Below are 23102 nucleotides of genomic sequence, written 5' to 3' on the forward strand. Positions count from 1 at the left end.
AAAACAAAACATAAACCTAAAACCCAAATACATTGAGCAGGCAGCCGCAACATTCAAAAGTTTTATCATCCAAAAGCACAGTCATCGATAATGTCTTTTTGGTGCTGGTCCTTGGCGTATTATTCGCTGCAATTAGCTATTTGGGTTATAAATTTCACGGGCTTTCGGCCCAACAAGAGCAGATAAAGCAGGATTATGCTACGGTCAATAATATCACCTTTGGCATATTCTCTATAGACTTATGGACAGAGCAACTTTCAAAAGTAGTTACCGGCGAGATCAAAGATTTTAAGGTAAGCCCTGAACAAAAAAAACTTGTGCGCCAGGGTGTAGAAGCCCAGTTGCACGAAATGGTAGATAAAGTAGTAAATGAATTTAATAAGCCTCAGAAAAGCCTTGGAGGAAAACTAAAGAAATTTGCGTTTAAGCAATTTGTAGACTCAAAAGAGTTGCATGCCCAGGTGCCTTCCTTTGCTAAAATTATAGTGAATAGAATTACGAGCCCCAGGGCAACAGGAAAACTGAAAAATATCGCCCTGAGTGAATTTGATGAACTGGCTGATCAAACCTATGACAGCACTAAAGTGGCCATAAAATCGGTAACCCGGCAGATGTTTAAAAAGTACGAGGTTTCAAATGCAGCTGCTTTTAATCAACAAATCGAAACCCGGTTAGATTCTATTAGAAACGTGACCTATAATTATGCCTATGCCATGCTATGTTGCGCCGCATTTGCAATAGCATTGTGGCTACTGTTGAGAAAAAAAGAGCAATTGTATACTACGTTTTTTGTGATGCTACTGTTAATTGCACTGGTATTGCTTACGGTAGGGGTTACCACTTCTATTATTGAAGTAGATGCAAGGATAAGTTCTCTGCATATCCTGATCATGGGCGAGAAAATTTCCTTTGAAAACCAGGTGCTTTTTTATCAAAGCAAAAGCATACTTGGAGTTGCTCAGGTACTGATTGCTCAGCCTAAGTTCGATGCGGTTACAGTGGGTATCCTGATTATACTTTTTGTAATCATCTTACCGGTACTCAGGATGCTGGCATGGGGAATTCATATGTTATGTGGACCCCGTATTTCGGAAAATGGAGTAACAAGATACCTTGCCTTTGAAGCTGGGAAGTGGGATATGGCAGATGTAATGGTTGTTGGGATTCTCATGACCTATATTGGGCTAAACGGGATCCTCAAAAGCCAACTTACCGATTTGAATATAAAAACGGAGTTTATGGAAAGTACCACAATAAATTACTCTTCTCTGCAGCCCGGCTACCTCATTTTTGTAGGTTATGTAGCTTTTGGCATTTTCCTTTATTATATGCTGAAAAGGATCACCTGTAAAACTCCGACAACTTCATCTTCCCAATAGGATTGACATAATTACAGATTGGGGAAAAGCACACTATCCAGCACTTGTTGATACTTTCATAAAAAAGTGATACCACTACTACCGCATACATACCGCATCTAGTCCACATCTAGTCCGCCTTTTTACTAAAAAATGCAGTATAAATATGTTTTACATATTTTAATTATACGCTTTCAATTATCATAGCTTATAATTATCTTTACAAAATTCCTCATCCTTTTTAATAAGTTAACATAATCAAATGGCCATTATAAAAAACAAACTAGTATCTGGCAGCATTGGACCCACTGTCTATAAATCGTGGAGGGGCAAACAAGTTCTTTCTTCACAACCAGACAGTCCAAAGCAAACTAAGGCCACAAAACAACGTGCAGGGGTATTTGGGAAAGCCAGCAGGGTAGCCAAACTAATACGTGACAACATGAATTGTTTCATGTTTTATGATCCGACGATGATCAACCGATTCAATGCCCCTATTATAGATGTGTTGAACCATTGCTTCGACGAAAAGACAGGAAGTTTTACATTTGAAAGAGATAGCTTTTTAAGGCTCAATGGCTTCGAATTTCACCTGCAATCTCTGCTGATCAACAGCCTTTTTGTACAGCCCGTAGTTACTTTAGAAAACGACACGCTAACCTTAAAAATTCCAGAAATATACATCCAGAACCAGTTAAAGTTTCCGGCTGACGCCACACATTGCACCATTAAAGTAGCCTTTAGCCTGTATGCGATGGAAAAAGGAATGGAAACCTACGTAAATTATCAAACGTCCGAGATTAGTAAAGAACAAGAAGTGGTGCCAGCTACCGAATTTTCTGTTGCTATTCCAAAAGGTACGCTGGGTGTCGTTGGCTTAGGTTTGCAATATTATTCCAAATCTGCAGGTATGACTACCCTGATTAACAATAAAACATTTGAACCAGCAGCAATCTGTTCCGCACTCGTTAATTCAGGTATCTTTTCAGAAGAAAATTTAGGAGAAAAAGCAAATAAATGGAGTCACAAAAAAGAGCATGAACTGTTAACTAATGACATACCAGCTAGAAAAAATGAACCTCTTAAGCAGCAAGCACCTAAAAGTGAGCCTGAGCCCACGGTATTGGAAACAAAACTGGATATTGCACGCAAGCTTAAAAAAATAGGTCTTCCGGTTGATGATATTTTAGCAAGTACAGGGTTGAGCGTTGAAGAGATAGCGAAATTGTAGTAGCAATATGCAATGAAGGAAAAAGGAAAAATAATACCGTATTTTTGCACCGCATGATAGCTACAGATTCCTTTTTAAATCAAAAGACAACCATAAACGTAAAGGGTAGATTAGTTGATTTAACAGAGCCGGCTGTGATGGCCATCTTAAACCTTACCCCAGATTCTTTTTATAAAAATAGCCGGGCGGCAGATGTAGAAGACGCGATAGTAAGAACGGAAAACTTTCTGAAAGAGGGGGCTACTTACATCGACCTGGGCGCTTATTCTTCCCGGCCGGGAGCGGTACACATCAGCGTACAGGAAGAAGTTGACCGCATGATTCCAGTGGTGGAAGCCTTACACAAAAACTTTCCCAATGCCATACTAACCGTAGATACCTTTAGAGCAGAAGTAGCACGTGAAAGCATTATGGCGGGTGCCCACATCATCAATGACATTGCCGCCGGAGAACTGGACGAGGCCATGTTTGAAACCGTGGCCGCATTACAAGTTCCTTACATGATCATGCACATGAAAGGGACCCCCCAGAACATGCAACAGGAGCCTGCTTATGAAAACGTAACCCTGGAGGTAGTGGCTTACTTTATTGAAAAAACAGAACGGCTTAGACAGCTTGGCGTTAAAGATGTGATTTTAGATCCCGGCTTTGGTTTCGCAAAATCCCTGGAGCACAATTACGAGCTACTGAACCATATGGAAGACCTAAAAATCTTTGGTCTGCCCTTCCTTGTTGGCTTTTCCCGCAAATCTATGGTAACTAAACCACTGGGCATTAAAGCTGCCGAAGCCCTAAATGGCACATCAATCCTTAATACTATGGCTTTATTAAAAGGAGCCAGCATATTACGGGTTCATGATGTAAAAGCAGCCATGGAATGTATTACGCTGGTTCAAAAGCTACAGGAACGCTAACATTTTCGTTAAAATGCTTAACTTGGCAACACGATGAAAGCCTTTGACTTCGATTTCCTTAAAATAACGGTAACAGATGTGGTAGACATTATTTTTGTCGCACTGCTCATCTATTACATCTATAACCTGATTAAAAACACCCTTGCCGTAAATCTTTTGCTGGGGATGTTTATCATTACCATCCTATGGTTTGTGGTCAAACAACTGCATATGGAGTTGCTAACAGCTATCATAGACAAGTTTATGAGTGTGGGCATTATAGCTCTGATCGTGATCTTTCAACCCGAAATCCGAAGATTCCTGCTTCTACTTGGAAAGAATACTTTCCTTCAAAAGAATAAAGCCTGGTGGGGCTACTTATTTGGCAGTAAAAACGTAGAAAGGGATAACCTGATGCGCATTAAACCTATTGTTGATGCCTGCAAAAGCATGAAGAAGTCAAGAACGGGTGCTTTAATTGTATTTGTAAAGTTTTATGACGACCAGCTTTTTGCCAATAGCTGTGAGGTCATGGAAGCCAAAATTTCCAAACGCCTGCTGGAAAGCATCTTTCAAAAAAATAGTCCCTTACATGATGGCGCAGTGGTTATTGCGGAGAATAAAATCAAAAGCGCAAGCTGCATCCTTCCCCTTACAGATAACGATAAACTTCCCCCACAATTCGGCCTAAGGCACAGGGCTGGAATTGGCATTTCAGAAACAACCGACGCCGTTGCGGTCATCGTATCCGAAGAAACCGGAGAAATTGCCTATGCAAAACAAGGCAGGGTAAGAATGAACGTATCTTTTGGCGAACTTGAAAAGTTGCTCAACAAAGACTTCTAGCTCGATTAAAGAATAAAAAATTTGATCTGGTTAAAAGGAATTACATCTTCAATCCGATTTCTCTAAGCCGCTCGTCAAGGTACTCGCCCGCAGTCATGTCACTATATACTTTTGGATGCGCTGCATCTATAGTAGATGGCAAACTGGTTAAGTCCATATCCATACGCGGGTGTAAAAAGAATGGCACAGAATAGCGGGAAGTTTTCATCAGTTCCCTGGGCGGGTTAACCACCCGGTGTGTAGTAGACCTCAATTTATTATTGGTTAAACGCTGCAACATGTCGCCTACGTTCACCACAATGTCTGTATGCTGCGCTTTTATTGGCAACCATTCTCCACTGCGTGTAAGCACTTCCAAACCGTCTGCACTGGCGCCGATCAATAATGTGATTAGGTTAATGTCTTCATGTGCACCTGCACGTACTGCATCATCAGCTATGGCCTCGGGATTTTCAATAGGAAAATAATGAATGCCCCTTAAAATCGAATTCCCATTGTGTACATGCGCATCAAAATAATCAACGGGCAATTCAAGATAAGTAGCAATCGCTCTCAACAAATGTTTACCATTACTTTCCAGCTTTTGGTAAATCTCATTGGTTACTTCATTAAAACCCTCAATTTCTTCCAGAAACTCATTGTCTGGATATTGAAACTTTATTGGGTCACCATCTACTACAGTTTGTCCAATTTGCCAGAACTCTTTTAAATCTGCCGTTTTAGCGCCCTTGGCAGTTTCTTTACCCGGACTTGTATAACCACGCTGACCGGCAAGTTCAGGCTTTTCATATTTGGCTTTTATAGCTGCCGGCAAACCAAAAACACCCTGAATATTTTCATACAACTTTGCAATCAATTCCTGATCTACACCATGATTGGTGATGGTTACAAAACCTGAATCATTAAAAGCACGGCCAAGTTCGTCAGAGAACTTTTTACGTTGCTGCTCAGTTCCTTCAATATAAGATCCAAGGTCTAGGGTGGGGATATAAGTTGTAGACATGATTTGCATTTTATGGGTTACAAGAACTAAATTATAAAAGAATTGTCAATAAAATGCTTTATGTGGATAAGTTGACGAAAACAGGAAACTTAAGCCACAGTCTTTGCGTATTTTTAATTACACAAATAAAACCACCTTACTATGAAATATCTATTCATCTTAGCAATCGGGCTTCTGAGTTTCAATAGCAGCCATGCACAACAGGTAAAATTGCAAAAAGCCACTTTCGGAATGGGTTGCTTTTGGTGTTCCGAAGCATTATTTCAGCGACTGGATGGCGTTACCAATATTAAATCAGGATTTGAAGGAGGCGGATTAGCAAATCCGTCTTACGAAGAAGTTTGTACCGGAACCACTGGTCATGCCGAGGTTATTGAGATGAATTACAATCCACAGAAAATCAGCTATGCAGAGTTATTGGCAGTATTTTGGAAAAGCCATGACCCCACAACGCTCAACCGTCAGGGTGCAGATGTAGGTACACAGTATCGTTCAGTAATTTTTTATCACAGCCCGGAGCAAAAACAAATTGCAGAGCAATACAAGGCCGAACTCAATAAAACCAAAGCCTATGGCAAACCTGTGGTCACAGAGATTAGCAAAGCTGTCCCTTTTTATGTAGCTGAGGGATACCATCAAAACTATTTCAATAAGAATGCCGATCAACCTTATTGTCGCCTGGTTATTCTCCCTAAATTAGAGAAACTGGAGAAGGTTTTTAAAGCCAAACTTAAACATTAGCACTCGCTGGATATTTATTTCAGCTTCGGGAAATTGTTCTGTTTTTTACAATCAAAATGTATTTTTCATTGATGATCAGATAGCCCATTTCGTAGCAATAATGGTAAATTTTACCGGTATCCGTTTTACGGATGCTGGTAAGGATATTGAAGTCAAAACCCTTTTTGACGAGCTGTGAACGCAATACCTTATTCTTATCATCCGGACAGAGTTCGTGTAGAATCTGCCTGTTCTTTTTTAAAGTTTTATTGGTACGGCTCATGTATCCGCGGACATTATCCCGGCCTTTCATTGAATGGTAACTTGCCCGGCAATAGTCGTCACAATATTTTTTATCTGATCTTCCTGTAAGTTCTTTTTTACAGTTTAAACAAAATTTGGTTTCAGCCATCTGTTTCAATTTCCTGTAATCAGTACTTTTTATTTAACAAGTGCACAATTTATTTTAAAAAAGCAAACAGGCTAAAAGTATCTGCCCGCTAAAGGGCGTATATTTACAGCTTATACGAACACATATGGCTTCAGCAGATCACATAAAAATGGTTGCCGACACACTAATGCCCGGTTTTAAACCAAAAGACAAAACTGAGCAAGAATTTTCATTCCATTTTACCCTACCCCCTAACTCCAGTTACAAGGTATTTTATAAAAAAACGGACAAATCCGATTACGAATTTGTCCGTTATGAGGAAGACGAGCGATAGCGCATCCTGCGGCGGGTTTGGTCAGCAAAAAGATTATTTTTTGGTGACCTTAAATTCTGTTCTTCTGTTCAGCTGCCTTCCATCTGGATTGTCCTTTCCATCAGGATATTGATTTGCCGCAACCGGCTTACTAAATCCGTAACCCCTACTGGTTACCCGGGTTGCAGACAAACCTTTACTGATCAGATAATCTACGCAAGATTTTGCCCTGCGTGCCGATAAATCTGCATTGTACTCTACTGTACCAATATTATCGGTATGCGAGCTCAGTTCAATTTCAATTTTATCATTATCCATCATGATTTTATACAATCCGTCCAGCACCACTTTAGATTCCTCCCTTAAGGAGTCACTATCGAAATTGTAATAAATATCTTTTAATACAATTGGCTTATCAATTACCATAGGTACAAGGCAAATCTCGGGACTAAACATGGTATCTACGCCAAGCTGATCGTAAGTATACGTTAACACTTTAGAAAAATAGTCTGCCTTTTCCGCTTTCAGCGTCAACTTTCTGTTGGTAGCCACCCTGAAATGATAAAACCCATCCGTTCCTGCGGTTAGTGTAATTTTAGTGGCAGAATCTGTAACGGTTACTATTGCCCCATCTATTGGTTTAGAGGTTTTACAGTCTATTACCACACCATGAATATTCAGATACTTTACTTTTACATAAAATATTTCCAGGCAGCACAATGAAGCCCGGTCTGTACTAATGTAACCTTCACTGTCGTCATCTTTAGTTGGTGTAAATGAAACATCATCTTTGGAAGAATTGAATGGATAACCCATATTTATGGGCTCAGACCAGGTTTTAAAATCACCGGTAGATTCATAAAAATCAAGTCCGCCGAGACCAACCATACCATTGCTGCTAAACAAAAGCTTTCCTGTCTTCGCATTATAATAAGGAGCTTCCTCGTCATCCCTGGTATTGATCTGCCTACCCATATTTACAGCCTCACCAAGAGAACCGTCTCCCAAAATCGGGCAATACCAGAGGTCATATCTGCCAAATCCTCCAGGCTTATCAGAAGAGAACATAAAGTACTTTCCATCTTTACTTACAAAGGGCTGCATGGCATTATAACCATTTATATTAACCTGTGCGCCCAACTCCAAAGGTTCTGACCAGCCATTACCCATTGCGTTTAGCTGATAAATTTTCCGGGTTCCTTTGCTTGCCCAGCTGGTTACATACATTACTTTTCCATTGGGATGTATTGCAGGCGCAGCAGACTCATTATTTTTAATAATCGGGGCAACTTTTTGAAGAGACACATTTTGTGCCATAGGGCTTCCTGATACTTCATAAATGGCATTTACAAAAGGGCTTTGCTTTTTGGCCACTTTTGAACTGTTCTGATCTCCCTCCAGCACTACTGTTTTACCCGAAACTGCCACTGGCCTGGACGAGGTAAAATAAAAACTATTCCCTTCAATATAGGGTGTGTAATTTGATCCTTTCTGATTGATGTCGTTGCCCAGCTTAGTTAACTGGAACAACCTTGGGTACTTTTTTTCGTATAAAGCGAAATTACAGGACGCAACCTCCATTTTTGCACTTTGGGTATATTCATCAACAGCTTTATATTTAGCAAGGAAGGCATTAAATGCAGGTATAGCCTCTGCATATTGTTGGTTTGCCCTTAAAGTTTCTGCATACCAATAGGTACTTAAGGCATACTTTGGATTACCAAAATTTACCGCAATGGCATACCAGGCCTGCGCATCTTTATAATTTTTATAGAGGCGTAATGAGCTGGCAAGCTGATATACGCAATATTCATATTCATCCCTTTTCGGGCTTTCTTTTGAAATGTTTTTATCGAAAGCATAGGGTACTACAAAACCTGCACTGTCAGATGATATTTTGAGTGCTTTTTTATAATATTCTGCCGCAGCATAATATTCCTTATTTTGAAAATATACATCGGCCACCCTTTTACTGTTGGTTACAAACTGAGCGTTTACTGCTGTGCTGAAGAGCAGACTGAGAAAGAGCAATGTTCTAAATCGTTTCATATCTGGTAGTTTTAAAGTCGTGGACAAAAGAAATTGGGACCTAGCAGCCCTTTTAAACCGGTAAATGACACAGACAATTCCAGACCGCCCCTGCTACCGGTTGCGCGGTTCAGTGAAGAAGTATTAAAATCATAGCTGAGGCCGAACACTACATTGCGCAGGTGCATTCCAAAAAATGCAATGGCGGAATCATCTACCCGGTAATTGGCACCAAATAAAATATCCGAATCGTAATCAATCATCAGCTGTGCATATGCACCCGCGGCAATTTCGCGGGCATTACCCTGTTTCATGTAAATGGCATTCGGTGTGATGTCCAGCGTTTGGCTCATGCGCATACGCACCCCGCCATGGCCGGTAAACCGAATGGGCATTTTTACGTTTGCCCCCATAAACTTATCCAGCGGACGGGTTAAATGGGCAGCACTCAAACCAAAAAAAGTGTTCGCATTTTTATCCGGATCGCCATCAAAGAACATGGCCCCTGCATTAACATCCGGAACCAGAGTATTAGAAGATCCAAATGTTTCATTCAGGGCCATACTCCCGTTGTAGCCATTTACCGGATCGAACTGGCTGCCGGTTGTAATTTTTGAAGGGTCAAAACTTTTATTCAAAATCCCTCCCTGGATACCAAAATTAACCATTTTAAGCCCACCGGCACCAAATCTTATCCGGTAAGAACCAGATAAGACAGCATTGAGGTAGTTATAATTGATATCACCAGCTTTTTGATCGATAACCATCACACCATAAGCAAAGTTTTTAACAGGTGCCTTATCGTAAGATGCACCAACTGTTAAATAGGAGTTTGAAACTGCACCCCATTGTTGTTTAGCGTTTAGAGAAAGCCGGTAGTCACCGTTAATTACCCCGGTTAATGCCGGGTTTAACCATAGCGGGTTGGCATAGTACTGAGAAAAATGAGGGTCAACCTGCGCTGTAACTTCCAGCGCTCCAAAGCTGAGCATCATACCTGCGGCTATTATTTTTGCGAGATTCTTCATCGTTTATTTATTATCAGGTGAACGTTCATTTATCTTAACAGCGTTATTGTTCCTTTTTTCATGCCTGTTGTACCATCATTAAAGGTGATTTCAACATAGTAAACATATACACCATTTGGTTGCAGCATTCCTTTGTATGTACCGTCCCAGCCATTTTGCTGACTGTTGGACTCATAAATAAATGCACCCCACTGACTGTACACACGCATCTTCATTCTGGCAACCGTATTTCCGTAAACCATGAAGAGGTCATTTCTACCATCTCCGTTTGGCGTAAAGGTATTTGGAACAAAGAAGGTATTGCCCAGCGGATTATCTACTGTTGCAGTAAGGCTACCTGAAGCACTGGTTTGGCAGGCAATAGCCCCCCTTGCCCTTACCCGTAAGGTAACCTGCTGATTTGGAGCTAAACCGGAAACCGTATGGGAAGTACCCGCAGCACCGGATGATGGAGCAGTCCAGGTAAGTCCGTCTAATGATACTTCATATGCCGTTGCATTGGCAACCGCAGGCCAGCCAAAAGTGATGCTGTTTATGGTGCTGCTTTGCAGTGCTATTACAGGTGTGCCTAATACTGGCAATACATTAACCACTACAGCGGTTCTGCTACTGCTACTGCAGTTTGTTGCATTTACGGCTTCTACGTAGAACGTAGTTGTACTTGTTAAAGCTGTAGGTGTGTAGGTAGTACCTGTTGTTAGAGCTGTACCATTAGTTGCAGTGCTGTACCAGCGATAGGTTAAAGCTGCATCAGGATTAACAACGCTTAGTAAGGTAGTAGTACCACTACATAATGGTGTATTTGCTGCGGTTACACTTGCTGGCGCAACTGGTGCCGCAACCGGCGTTACCGAAACCATTGTTCTTGAGGTACTGATACAAGTTCCTGAAGCGGCCTCTACATAAAATTGTGCCGGAGTAGTGATCACAGGTGTGGTAAAACTATTGCCCGTACCCTGAATGATACCACCCGATGAAAGGTTATACCAGTTGTAGGTAACCCCTGTTTGAGGGCTGGAGACTGTTAGTACTGCTGTGCTTCCGTTACATACCTGCACATTTGCCGAAGCTACTGCAGGTACCAGTGGTTTAGGTGTTACGGTTACCGTAACCAATACCCTTCCGCCACCATTTGGACAATTTGAAGTGCTTACTGCCTGCACATAGTACCTTGTGGTAGTTGTTAAAACACCAGTATTAAACATTTCTGTTGTCTGTAAAAGTGTACCCCCTGTTAAAGCATCAAACCATTGATAGATTATTCCGGGCTGAGGATTTGTTACCGTAACTATGGTAGACTCTCCAGCGCAAATACTGGTACTTGCCGCAACAGGTGCAACAGGTAATGGGTTTACGGTAATGGTAACCAGTTTACCTATAGCATTAGGACAGGTAGTGCTGTTGCTTACAGTAAGGTAATAGTTGGTAGTACCCGTAAGCACAGGGCTGGTAAAGCTTAGTCCTGTACCTGCCAGATCTGTTAAGGCGGCGTCTCTGTAATAATTAAAGACAGGATTAGTAATCGTAGTTACCGGTGTTATGGTTGCAGTATTGCCTGCGCATATTGCCTGACCAGCAGCAGTAATATCTGTAACATTGGCTCCGCCTTTTGCGGTAACGGTTACCATTTTTAGTGCACCTGCAGGTGTTTCGCATTTATTACTTCCGCTTACACTAACATAATACACATAGTTACCAGGAGTTAACCCCGTTAAAGTAAGTATACCATTACCAGATACACCTGTGGTAATTAAACCTGTTTTATTTGCATTTGAATAGAAAGTAAATACAGGATTGGTTACTGTGGTACTGGTTGGCGTAAGCGTTACAGTAGAACCAGAACAAGAAGTCTGATCTGCCAGGATAATATCCGCAGCTGAAGAGTTTCCGTTTACGGTTACAGTTACTGATTTAAGTGTAGCCGGTAAATTTTCACATTTATTGCTACCACTTACTGCAATATAATAGGTATAGGTACCTGGAGCAAGGCCACTTAAGGTAAGTACTCCACTTCCGCTAACCCCGGCAGTAATCGGATTACTGCGGTTTGCATTGCCATAGAAGGTAAACACAGGATTGGTTACCGTAGTACTGGTTGGCGTTAGAACAGCTAGTGAACCTTCACAAATGGTTTGGTTTACAATGGCGATATCGGCAGCTACGGCAGATCCCTTAACCACAACAGTAACTGCTTTTAAAGCTCCTGATGGATTTTCGCATTTATTTGCACCACTTACCGCAATGTAATAGGTATAAGTACCAGAAGCCAGGTTATTTAAAGTCAGGGTTCCGTTGCCGGTTACACCTGCGGTAATAGGCCCGGTTTTATCTGCATTAGCGTAGAAGGTAAATACGGGGCTGGTTACTGTAGGACTGGTTGGCACCAACACTACCGGTACATCCGGACAAACGCTTTGGTCATTTATCGCAATATCGGCTGGACCTGCTGCCCCATTTACAGTTACAGTTACAGCTTTTAGCGCTCCTGCTGCATTTTCACATTTATTTGCTCCTGATACAGCGATGTAATAAGTGTATGTACCTGCTGTTAGGCCACTAAGCGTTAATACACCATTACCAGTTACACCAGTGGTAATAGGCCCTGTTTTATCTGCATTGGCGTAAAAAGTAAATACAGGACTAGTTACTGTTGTGCTGCCTGGTGTAAGCACAATTGGCAATCCTAAACATGCATTTACATTGGCTATAACAATATCAGCTGCCGTTGCTGGCCCATTTACAGTTATGGTTACCATTTTTAGTGCTCCAGCATCACTTTCGCATCTATTACTTCCTCTTACGGCAATATAATACCTGTATACTCCCGGAGTTAACCCACTTACAGACAGCGTACCATTTCCGGTTACTCCTGCAGTAATCTGACCAGTTTTATCTGGATTTGCATAGTAAGTAAATACAGAATTGGTAACAGTGGTGCTGGACGGCATTAATACAACCGGCGAACCAAAACACGCACTCTGATCGGCGATTACGATATCGGCTGGTGTAGCCACTGCATTTACAGTTACAGTAACGGCTTTGAGGGCCCCAGCTGCATTTTCGCACCTGTTACTTCCGCTCACTGCAACATAATAAGTATAGGTACCTGCAGTTAATCCTGTTAAAGTAAGGATGCCATTTCCGGTTATGCCAGTGGTAATCTGACCTGTTTTATTGGCGTTGGCATAATAGGTAAACACAGGATTCAATACGGTTGTGGTTGGCGCAAGTACTACCGTAGAACCTTCACATACATTCTGGTTGGCCAGGGTAATATCTGCGGCAGTGGCACCGCTGTTTACAGTAACAGTTACTGGTTTTAGCGTATTGGCCGTGTTTTCACATTTATTTGTTCCGCTTACAGCAATGTAATAAGTATATGTTCCCGATGTCAGGCCTGTTAGGGTCAGGATTCCATTTGCTGTAACCCCTGTTGTAATTGGTCCTGTTTTATCTGCATTGGTATAAAAGGTAAATACAGGATTGGTTACCGTAGTGCTGGTTGGGCTTAGCACCACAGCTGCACCCAGACATGCGTTTTGATTGGCAATAATCACATCAGCCGCAGCCGCGTAATCATTAATGGTTAAGGTAATTTTTGTACGTGAATCACTCGCGCAACCATCAGCGTTAACGGCCTCTACATAGAAATCGTAAACACCTGCCGGCATGTTTGCCGGTACCGTATAACTGCTGTTGTTGAGTACCAATGAGGTACCTGCTGTTGCAGCATTATACCAGTTAAACGTAATCCCCGCAACAGGATCTACATTTAACGTAACTGAAGTATTGGCACACACAGTTGCAGGGTTTCCTGCTGAAGCCACCGGAGGCAATGGTTTTGGTGCTACGGTTACCGTTACTTTTGTTTTTGGACTTTCGCAGCCGTTTCTGGTGGCTGATACAAAGTAATCATAGCTTCCCGCAGCTAATGCGGCATCCGTGGTATAACTGGCCCCATCTTTACCGGTTAGGTAAGTGCTGCCGCTATACCATTTATAAACAACAGAACCATCAGTTTGAGGATTAAGCACAGTAAGTACTGCTCCTGTACCACCGCATGAAATTGCCGTAGTGGCAGAAACTGCCGGTGCTGCAATAATGCGTTGCGCATAGTTAAAATTAACTGAGGTAAGCGCTCCAAGTAAGCCTGAGTTTAACCTGATCTCTACTCTGTCAAATACAGCATTTGGCGTAAATTCAATAGTGGCTTCAGAACCTCCGCTCAATAACTGAACATTTAAAAGTGGATTGCTCAATGTCATCGCGTCGTTGTTACTTACACCGCCTTTGTAGGTAGTTAAAGTAAGACTTGGCAATACTGAAGCTGATAATAGTGCTGATGGAGAAGTTAAACTTACTTTAAGCTTATCTCCAGTATAAGAGTTACCTGTAAAAATTGCTCTTTGGTAAACGAAGGAACCGATGCCTACAGGAACCATTAGCGTAGAACCAGAGTTGATGTTGTTGTCGAATACAAAACCTGGGTTGCTTACTCCTGCAAGTACAGAAACCAAACCTCCTTTATCGTTTTCCTGACCGGTAGCCGCCTCGCAAGGCACACCAACCGTTGAGGTTGGAGGCAACACGCTTACTACAGCAATAGCTGGAGCTGATGTACATCCACCCGGAGCTGTATTTCTGGCAATCACATAATAGGTTGTTTGAGTGGTTAATGCTGGTGTAAGGAAGGTTCCATTCTGACCGTTTGTAGGCGTTGACACTTCCAGCGCCCCAGGGTTAGTTACCGGATTTTCTGTATACCAGCTGTAAGTTAAACCAGTAGTAACAGAACTGGCTGTTAAAATGGTTTGCTCGCCAGCGTTAATGGTTACCGCAGCAGGAGTTAGTATTGGCGGCGCCAATGTACCAACGGTAACGGTTACAGAGGCATTTGCTGCCGAAGTTGTAGCACATGCAGTATTTATAGCCTGCACAGTGTAAGTTGCATTGGTTGTAATTCCCGTTACGTTAAGCGTAGCTGTAGTTTCCCCTAAAATCTCTGCTCCGTCTTTAAACCATTTATAAGTTACGCCGGCTTCAGGATTTTGCACCTGGAAGGTAAGGTTTGAGTTTGCACAGGTTTGAACAGTATTGGAAAGTAATATCGGATTTTGGGGTATTGGTGTTAAGGTTACATTTACAGCTGTTCTTGCGCTTGCGCAACCATTGCGGGTAGCTTCAACATAAAATACAGTACTTGCTGTAATAACTGGTGTGGTAAATGTATCCCCATCTGCCAGGAAGGTACCCGTAGCATTGTACCATTTATAAACAATGCCTGCTTGTGGGGTATTGCTTACAGCGAGTGAAGCTGTTGTACCCGGACAAGCAGTTACACTTGATGCGGTTACTACCGGAGTTTGCAAGATACGCTGAGCATAGTTAAAGTTAACAGAATTTAACGCGCCGAGTAAGCCTGAAGCCAGACGTACTTCTACACCGTCAAATGGAAGGCTTGGTACTAAAGTAATCAAGGCATCTGTACCTCCGCTAAGCAGCTGAATATTTAATAAACTGTTGTTTAAAAATATGGCATCATTGTTACTTGTAGCTCCATTGTATGACGTCACCGAAATTCGTCCCAGCACCGCTGCAGATAGTAAAGTACCACCTGTGGTAAGGCGCACACGAACGGTGTCACCTATGGTAGACAAGCCTGTAAAGCCAGCTCTTTGCCAGGTTGATGCACCCACTACACCAACCGGCATCAACAAGGTAGAAGCGGTGCTTTTATCATTATCTATGGCAAGGCCAGGATTGCTTACCCCTGCCAGCAGCGTAAGGATACCACCATCTACACCATTGGTTTCTGACACCGCTGCTTCGCAGGCAACAGGATCCGGCGAACCTCCATTATTTACAGCAACTGTAATTTGAACACGGCCGGGAGAAGTACAACCCGAAGCTGACACCGTTTCTACATAATAAGTAGTAGAGGTAAATAGTGGTGGCGTTACATAGGTAGCGCCTGTATACACTGCTGTGGTAGCTGCTGCCGAAGTGTACCATCTAAAGGTAACATTGCTCTCTGTAGAGGTAGCGGTTAAAACAGCTGTTTGACCAGGATTAACAGTTGATGCTGAAGCCTGAACTACCGGTAATAAAGGGCGTGGGGTTACGGTTACCGCTGCTGCAGCACGAGTAGCACTAATGCAGTTTCCGTTTGATGCTTCTACATAATAAGTAGTATTGGCATTTAACACGGGGGTGGTAAAATCTGCTCCGGTAAACAATGGTGTTTCGCCGGGAGTAGCCGTTGCTGTGCTGTACCATCTATAAGTACTGCCCGCTTGTGGGTTGCTTACAGATAAAATGGTAGATGAGCCCGCGCAAACTGGTGCAATGGTAGCCAGTACAGGAACTGCCTGAAGCGGCGTAACCGTAATGGTTACTGGTACACGTTCATCATTTGCGCAACCTGGTTTATTTACCTGTATATAATAGGTGGTAGTAGCGGTTAATGCCGGTGTTGTGAAGCTGTTATTGCTAACAGGAATTAAATTTCCGTTTGTTGGTGCGTCATAGAAGCTCAAAGTAGTGCCCCCGTTTGGCGTTGCTGTTATAACAGCGGTGCCGTTATAACAGATGGTTTGATTTCCAGCGGTAACTGTAGGGTTAGGGTAAATAATTTTTGCACCATAAATGCTCAGGTTGCTGAGGGCGGAAACGGTTGCCCCGAACCGAACTTCAACACGATCAAAGGCTGCACCGGCTACAAAAGTAGCCAGGAACCTGTTGCTGCTTAATAATTTTAAATCCAGCAGGTTAGAATTTAAAGTATAAGTTCTAACAATGTTGCCAGCGTTCATTACATTGATGGTAATGCCACCGAGCACACTCAGGTCTAATAATCCGGTTGGGGTTTCCAGATCTAAACGTACGCTATCTGTAGCTAAGCCAGGGTTCTGGAAAATAAGTCGTTGGTATCCTGTAACGCCTACGCCAACTACCAGGTTAATTTTAGTAAAGTTATTAGGGTTATTATCGGTAGAATTTCCTGCACCTTCTACAGAACACAACAAGCAAATGCCGTTTACACCAGTTTCCTGAGAAGTTGCTGCATTACAGCTTGAATTTGGTGTACCTGTAGTTACCGTAACCAAGGCCGGTGTTCTTGCTGCACTGGTACAACCTGATGAACTTACCGACTCTGCGTAAAAGGTAGTGCTGCTGGTTAAGTTACCGGTGGTATAGGTTGGCCCACTGCCAATGGCGTTTCCACCGGTTGCATTTGCATACCAGTTAATGGTACTGCCATCTGTGGTGCTGGCCTCTAAAGTAGTAGAAGATCCTGAACTAATGGTTTTATTGGTGGCTACTACAGGTTGTTGTGGAGCCGGGGTAACGGCAACAACAACAGCTATCCTGTTACTTACTGCGGTACCAGAAGCGCCTTCCACATAATAGGTTGTAGTAGCAGTTAGGTTTCCTGTTGGAAAACTTGTCCCCGTAGCAATTACCGCACTACCTGTTGAAGCATACCAGCGGTAAGTAACATTAGGCTGATTGTTAGTTACGGTAAGTGTTGCCGACCTACCACTACATATGGTAGTACCTGCAACTACAGGATTGGCTACGGTTACCATCAGCGTGTAATCGGTAACAGTTGTATTTAAACTAAGGTCAGTAGCCCTTAAAGAAATAATATAAGTACCGCCCACAGTTGGCGTACCAGCAAGCTGGCGGGTTAAAGGATTAAAAGTTATTCCCGGAGGCAGGTTGGTAGCCAAATATATATAAGGTGTAACACCTCCTGTGGCCGCCGGCAAAGTTACCGGGCTATAAGCAATATCTACCGTGCCATTTGGCAAACTGGCCGCAGGCAGGTTAATCTGTCCGGCTATTTTAAGGGTATATTGCGCAGTAACCGTAGTCAGGTCCTGATCTCTTGCAGTAACAGCAATGGTATAGGTACCAGATGCTGCCGGCACACCAGATATCACCCGGGTAGTGGCATTAAAAGTAAGGTTGTTTGGAAGATTGGATACGGAGTAAGTATATCCGGGGCTTCCACCGGTTGCTTCCGGAATGGTTTGAGCAGGATAAGCAACATTCACAGTTCCATCTGGAAGGCTTCCGGAAGCCAATGCCAAAGGATCTTTGATGGCGATGGTGTAATTTCTAACTGTTGTTTTATTTTCTGCGTCCTGTACAGTAACCGGAATAGTATAGTTTCCGGCAGTAGTTGGGGTACCATAAATTTCGCGTGTTAAAGCGTTAAAGGTTAAGCCAGGAGGCAAACTTGATGCAGGCGCTGAATAGGTATAAGGCTTGGTACCACCTGTAGCCAGCGGAATAGTCTGCGTGGTGTACAGTTTGTTTGTTGTACCATTGGCTAAAGATGCCGCAGGCAATACCAGTGGATCTTTTACCAGAATGGTATAACTAACCGTAGTACTGTAGCCATTGGCATCTGTAACGGTTACCGGAATGGTATAAGGTACCGCTGGATTTACATCAGGATTGGCCAATGTAGGTGTACCTGTTATTTGGCGTGTTAATTCATTAAATTGTAGTCCGGGGGGAAGACTTGATGCAGGTGCGGAATACGTGTATGGGCCCGTGCCACCTGTAGCTGCAGGGAGGGTTTGCGTTATATACGGTATTCCAACTGTTCCATTAGGCAATGTCATTGCGGCAATGCTGAGTGCCGGCGTGGTAGTTAATGTAAAATTAGCCGTTGCAGTACAACCTTTGCTGTCTGTTGCAATAATGGAAAAGGCTTTGGCGGTAACAGTTGCTGTTGGCGTACCACCAATAACTCCTCCCGAAGATAAGGTTAAACCTGCAGGAAGTGTACTACCTGGCGCAAGTGCATAGGTAAAGGATGGTGTACCACCAGTTGCCGCTGTAATTTGTTTAGAATAAGCCGCAGATACAGTGGCATTGCTCAGCGTAGTAGTTGCAAATGTAATTGCAGGATTTACAGTTACCGTAATGGGCACCCGAACAGACTCTGTGGTACAGTTAATTCTTCTTGCAGCTACATAATATGTTTTTGTAGCTGTTAAAGCTGGCGTAGGGAAAGAACCATCAAATGCGGTTACAGTTGGGATACCTCCTGTAGCTACATCATACCAAAGCAGCTCATTATCATTGGTGGTGATGGCCTTTAAGTTGGCAGCAGTACCGTTACATATAGATAGCGCATTAGGGCTTGTTGCAGTATTAAAAGTTGGCCTTGCTGCAGAGCGGTAAGCAGCATACAATTCTACTGTTTGTGTTAAGCTGGCACTAATCAGCGAGCTGAGCGTAATTTTTACCCTGTTAAAAGCTGTAGGTGAATTAAAAGGGACGGTTACCACTTCGCCGCTATTTAGCAAGCCCAGCAAATCAAGGGTTAATAAAGCATTGCCCGAAAAGCTTTGTGTGGTGCCCGCTATGCTGCCATTATAAGGTGTAATTGATAAGTTAGCCAACAATCCTACATTTAATAAAGCTGCTGGTGCTTTAACGCGGAGGTTAATATCGTCTCCAGCTTTAGTTAGGGTTTCAAAGTAAATATCCTGACTCATGGTACCCGCGGCATTCAGGATGCCCAGGCTAATTTCGGAGAAGTTATTTTGATCGGCATCTATGGCATGTTCGGGATTTGTTACGCCCGCTTTTCCTACACCCAAAAGATCCAGGCTTAAGCCTGTACCCTCAAACGAAGTGGCAAAGCCCTGAGCGCAGGGATCTGTACCACTGCCATGAAAGGCATAGTATACATCAGTATAACTGCTGGCCCCCAACCCCACTAAAGCATTGGTAAAATCCTTTATATACACACGATCGTAAGCCGCTGCTGGTGTTATTGCAATGTAATAGTATCCATTAACATCTCTTATAAGTTTAATGTTATCCGTCATAAATGCGGCAGAACTATTTCCGGAAAGTACATTATTAACACTTCCCGTACCCATCCGGGCCCCTGCCTCAAAGTAACGATTGCCCAATGCTATAGAGCCTACAGTACCTGCAAGCACATTTCCCAGGTTACCTCCCAATAAGCTTTTCAGTAAATCCGGCGTATTGTTATTGATGCGGATATAGGAGGTTACGCCTGCATTTACAGTAGCAGGAAATATAAGCTCTAACTCTCCCTGGAAAGCACCAATGTTGAGTGCAAGTCCGGAACCCGATTTTACACGTGCAAAGGTTTCGTTATTTACAATTGCATTTGCAGGATTCTCCACAGACACGGTATTGTAACAGGGTGCCAAACCTAATCCGCCACAACCAAGAAGTGACGACATACCATTTGGGCTCACATAACCAGTGCTGTTTGCATAAATTCTGGTTTGGGCATACGATTTCGATCCTGACAGCGTTATTAATACACTGATTAAAAACAACAGGTAACAACTGTTTCGTTTTTGGGATAATGTAAATTTCCAGCTCATAGATTTGGGAATTGAGGTCAACATAAATACTTTGCTACAATTTTAAGTATAGGAGGGCCTTATCCAATTATTCATGTTGTTCATTCAAATTGAGTGGTGGTTAAGGCTATTCATTCTGTTCATTTCCACTTGTGCTTATGTAACATTCATGCGCCACTACAGTAATAAATAGCTGTTTTTCAGTTTTTTACTCATTTTGTCAAATCCACCAAATATTTCCTTAGCCTAAATAGTTGTTCATATTCTGCACATAATGGCTTATCTTAGTTTTGTATAACCAGATAATAAATTAACGAAGTGGAATGAAGGACGAAATATTTAAAATAAATGAGCTGAAGAGCTTAATATTGTCCAAATTAGACATACGTGCAATTACTCCGGGGGACTGTAAAAGAATTTCGATAGAAATTACCAAAACGCTCAATAAAACTGTTAGTGAAACCACTATAAAAAGGCTTTTTGGCTTCGCTGTTGCAAAGCATAATTTTTCACGATTTACGCTCACAACTTTATTCGAATATGTAGACCAGGTTCATTTGATGGAGCCTGTAACTGCAGAGTACAACAAAGCGCTGATCGTTAATACGCCCAGGAAAGAAATACACACGGCTGCTACAAAAATCACAGAATACACGCTAAAAGGTATTAGAAACAGGTCCGGGCTCCCTTATGATTTGACCATCGGCAGAAAATTTGCTGAGCATGACTTTCAATTCTTCTACAACAGCAACTTCCGCTTTACTTCTTTCATTGCCCAACCGGGTTATGGAAAAACCACCCTGTTGAGCCATCTTGTGGAATCTACTTTCTTAGCCGATGATTCTCCTTATAAAAATTCTACCGTTTTTTTCAGCAACATCTATAATCTGATTACTGAAGACCGGCCTTTTAATTTGGAAGAACGGCTAAAGGAACAACTTGGAATACCGGCAAAGGAAAACATGCTTCAATATGTAGACCTGTATTACAAACCCGCGGGTGCAAAGCTTATTATTATTTTAGATGGCTTTGGAGAAGTGATTTTAAAAAGAGAAATTAAGGAGCAAATTTTTGACAGCATCATTAACTTCATATGTGCCCTGGAGGATACGGAGAATATAAAGGTAGTGATGAGTATGCGTTGTACTACCTGGATCAGGTTTTATGAGCGGATGCGTCACTCATCTTATTTGAAGTCGGTATGGTTTAGAGGTAATTATTTTAACATGAATGATGTTTCTAATGTACCCCCACTAACCGCTAAAGAGGTTGACCAGATTGTTTCCAGAATGCCTATCCTGGATGGAAAAGAGATCAATCAAAAGCTAAAGGCACAGCTTAAATTCCCTTTTCATATTCAGTTGTATTATCAACTAAATGAAGAAGACCCTAATTTTAATTATTACACAAATCTTTCCTTTTACGAGCTGATTTCCAGATTTATCCAGGAAAAGATTTACCGCTCTAATTATTATACGGAAAAGATCTTGTTCCTTAAAAAAATTATTCTGCTCACAGCGTATGGGGATAAAGGGAGTTCTGTATTAAAAAGTGAACTCATCAATGAATTGTCGGCTTTCACGAACGCCTATATGGAGTTACTTGCCGACGGAATTTTGATGGAAGAGAAACGTTTTGAAAATGCACATCCACAGGAAGTTGTTCGCTTTGTTCATCCTCATATTTTTGAATACTTTTTGTTCATTGAAATTCTTGAAAAATTTAACCTGAATATTGGGACATCCGTATTTGATTACATTAAGAAAGAGTATGCTAATAATCAGGTATATTTTATCATATTACAGTGGGCAATACGGTTCTTAATTAAGATTGGGGACTTCAAAATGCTGACCAGTGTTTTTACCCTTGGTCTAAACACTTATGAAAAGAATTACCTTATGTTATTTACGGCCGAAAACCTAAAATATAGAATCAATACGCATTCAGACACCTATGAACTGATCAAAGAACACCGTCTTCATGAGTCCATCATCAAAGAATTAACGAGCTTTGATTTGATTGACAATTGTTACAAAGAGGCCATTGCGGCTTTGCTGGAAATTGCAGACACTGATGAATCTGCATTGGTATACCAGAGCATCCTTGCAATCCCCGACATTTTAAGCTTAAACAGGGATAAAATATTAGAAAGGATTGAGCAACTGGCAAAATACCGGACGCTGAGTAAAGATTGGATTGTAGATCCTTTTGTAGCTATCGAGGTGATTTACCAAAAGATTACCGATACCAGCATTACCGCTAATGAGGCGGCCAGTAATATCATCCATTTAAAAGGTCTGGATTTGAGCCCTGTAATACCTTTAAAAACAAAGGATGCGATCAGTTATATATTAGCGTTAGCTGTAAATTTGTTTTACGGAACGCAGCAAAAAGCTGTAAAAATTATTGAGACCATGGGTGCCAGGCACCCTCAAATATTTTGCGGACGGTCGCCTTTCACGGTATATATGCTAAATATTCTGGGCACAGCGCTTTCCAGAACACAGCCAGGAAAAAAAGCCGATCAGATTGAGCGCATCTTGTGTAGCATTCTGAAAAATAAAACGGCTGCTACAATGACCAAATATTCAGAAACATTGTTTTCCATTTATAAGGCAGAGCAAAGCAGGAACAGACAGGAGTATGCAAAAGCAGTTTCTTATGCAGAAGATGTAATTGACATCCTGAAGAAGTATGAGCTTAACTTAAATTGCCTAAAGGTTTATAATTTGATTATCAGTATATATACACAGGCTAATGATGTAGTGAAAGCCAATGAATACAAATACGAAAGGCTTTGCTTTCTGGAAGACAAGGGCATCCCGGTTCAATTGTTTCCTATTGCCAAAGAGATTCTTAGCTAAGGCAAAATTCATAAAAACAAAACAGCCCCTTCCAAATCTGGAAGGGGCTGTTTTGTAAAT

The 23102-nt window shown here is 42.0% G+C and carries 11 protein-coding genes; 6 read left to right on the plus strand and 5 right to left on the minus strand.

From position 1 onward, the window contains the following. Positions 1-32: 32 nt before the first annotated feature. The 4 genes from LPB86_RS00295 (at position 33) to cdaA (ending at position 4328) form a co-directional block, all read left to right on the plus strand. On the plus strand, positions 33-1379 hold the full coding sequence (locus LPB86_RS00295; protein ID WP_230640466.1) for a paraquat-inducible protein A: 1347 nt from the start codon (positions 33-35) through the stop codon (positions 1377-1379). Between the two features lie 241 nt (positions 1380-1620). Further along, positions 1621-2589: a hypothetical protein gene (locus LPB86_RS00300; protein ID WP_230640467.1), complete on the plus strand. Its 969-nt coding sequence runs from the start codon at positions 1621-1623 to the stop codon at positions 2587-2589. A 53-nt stretch (positions 2590-2642) separates the two neighbouring features. Continuing rightward, the gene (gene folP / locus LPB86_RS00305; protein WP_230640468.1) at positions 2643-3503 is read left to right on the plus strand and encodes a dihydropteroate synthase; all 861 of its coding nucleotides are present in this window, start codon (positions 2643-2645) and stop codon (positions 3501-3503) included. Positions 3504-3536: 33 nt separating this feature from the next. Next, positions 3537-4328 carry a diadenylate cyclase CdaA gene (gene cdaA / locus LPB86_RS00310; RefSeq protein ID WP_230640469.1) on the plus strand — a complete coding sequence of 264 codons (792 nt, stop codon included), beginning with the start codon at positions 3537-3539 and terminating at the stop codon, positions 4326-4328. A 40-nt stretch (positions 4329-4368) separates the two neighbouring features. Here the strand turns inward: cdaA and LPB86_RS00315 are convergent, their stop codons facing one another. Next, on the minus strand, positions 4369-5331 hold the full coding sequence (locus LPB86_RS00315) for an isopenicillin N synthase family oxygenase (RefSeq protein WP_230640470.1): 963 nt from the start codon (positions 5329-5331) through the stop codon (positions 4369-4371). A 141-nt stretch (positions 5332-5472) separates the two neighbouring features. On the opposite strand from LPB86_RS00315, the gene msrA reads away from it, so the two are divergent. After that, the gene (gene msrA, locus LPB86_RS00320) at positions 5473-6072 is read left to right on the plus strand and encodes a peptide-methionine (S)-S-oxide reductase MsrA (RefSeq protein WP_230640471.1); all 600 of its coding nucleotides are present in this window, start codon (positions 5473-5475) and stop codon (positions 6070-6072) included. Positions 6073-6091: 19 nt separating this feature from the next. On the opposite strand, the gene LPB86_RS00325 is transcribed toward msrA, so the two are convergent. The 4 genes from LPB86_RS00325 to LPB86_RS00340 form a co-directional block, all read right to left on the minus strand. Further along, on the minus strand, positions 6092-6463 hold the full coding sequence (locus LPB86_RS00325; RefSeq protein WP_230640472.1) for a hypothetical protein: 372 nt from the start codon (positions 6461-6463) through the stop codon (positions 6092-6094). A gap of 346 nt (positions 6464-6809) precedes the next feature. Then, on the minus strand, positions 6810-8804 hold the full coding sequence (locus tag LPB86_RS00330; protein ID WP_230640473.1) for an OmpA family protein: 1995 nt from the start codon (positions 8802-8804) through the stop codon (positions 6810-6812). Between the two features lie 11 nt (positions 8805-8815). Next, positions 8816-9811 (minus strand): PorP/SprF family type IX secretion system membrane protein, encoded by a 996-nt coding sequence (locus LPB86_RS00335; RefSeq protein ID WP_230640474.1) that lies wholly within the window; start codon positions 9809-9811, stop codon positions 8816-8818. A gap of 29 nt (positions 9812-9840) precedes the next feature. Next, entirely contained in the window at positions 9841-20199 is a 10359-nt protein-coding gene (locus LPB86_RS00340; protein ID WP_230640475.1) for a putative Ig domain-containing protein, read from the minus strand. Positions 20200-20501: 302 nt separating this feature from the next. Between LPB86_RS00340 and LPB86_RS00345 the strand changes: the two genes are divergently transcribed. Further along, positions 20502-23042: a hypothetical protein gene (locus tag LPB86_RS00345; protein WP_230640476.1), complete on the plus strand. Its 2541-nt coding sequence runs from the start codon at positions 20502-20504 to the stop codon at positions 23040-23042. The last annotated feature ends 60 nt before the right edge of the window (positions 23043-23102 follow it).

Origin of the sequence: Pedobacter sp. MC2016-14 (assembly GCF_020991475.1) — a bacterium.
Lineage (GTDB): Bacteria > Bacteroidota > Bacteroidia > Sphingobacteriales > Sphingobacteriaceae > Pedobacter.

What these genes read in the sequence shown, in the direction of transcription:
- LPB86_RS00300 (WP_230640467.1), top strand. Translation starts at nt 1,621, where the DNA reads ATGGCCATTATAAAAAACAAACTAGTATCTGGCAGCATTGGACCCACT.
- folP (WP_230640468.1), top strand. Translation starts at nt 2,643, where the DNA reads ATGATAGCTACAGATTCCTTTTTAAATCAAAAGACAACCATAAACGTA.
- cdaA (WP_230640469.1), top strand. Translation starts at nt 3,537, where the DNA reads ATGAAAGCCTTTGACTTCGATTTCCTTAAAATAACGGTAACAGATGTG.
- LPB86_RS00315 (WP_230640470.1), bottom strand. Translation starts at nt 5,331, where the DNA reads ATGTCTACAACTTATATCCCCACCCTAGACCTTGGATCTTATATTGAA.
- msrA (WP_230640471.1), top strand. Translation starts at nt 5,473, where the DNA reads ATGAAATATCTATTCATCTTAGCAATCGGGCTTCTGAGTTTCAATAGC.
- LPB86_RS00325 (WP_230640472.1), bottom strand. Translation starts at nt 6,463, where the DNA reads ATGGCTGAAACCAAATTTTGTTTAAACTGTAAAAAAGAACTTACAGGA.
- LPB86_RS00330 (WP_230640473.1), bottom strand. Translation starts at nt 8,804, where the DNA reads ATGAAACGATTTAGAACATTGCTCTTTCTCAGTCTGCTCTTCAGCACA.
- LPB86_RS00335 (WP_230640474.1), bottom strand. Translation starts at nt 9,811, where the DNA reads ATGAAGAATCTCGCAAAAATAATAGCCGCAGGTATGATGCTCAGCTTT.
- LPB86_RS00340 (WP_230640475.1), bottom strand. Translation starts at nt 20,199, where the DNA reads ATGAGCTGGAAATTTACATTATCCCAAAAACGAAACAGTTGTTACCTG.
- LPB86_RS00345 (WP_230640476.1), top strand. Translation starts at nt 20,502, where the DNA reads ATGAAGGACGAAATATTTAAAATAAATGAGCTGAAGAGCTTAATATTG.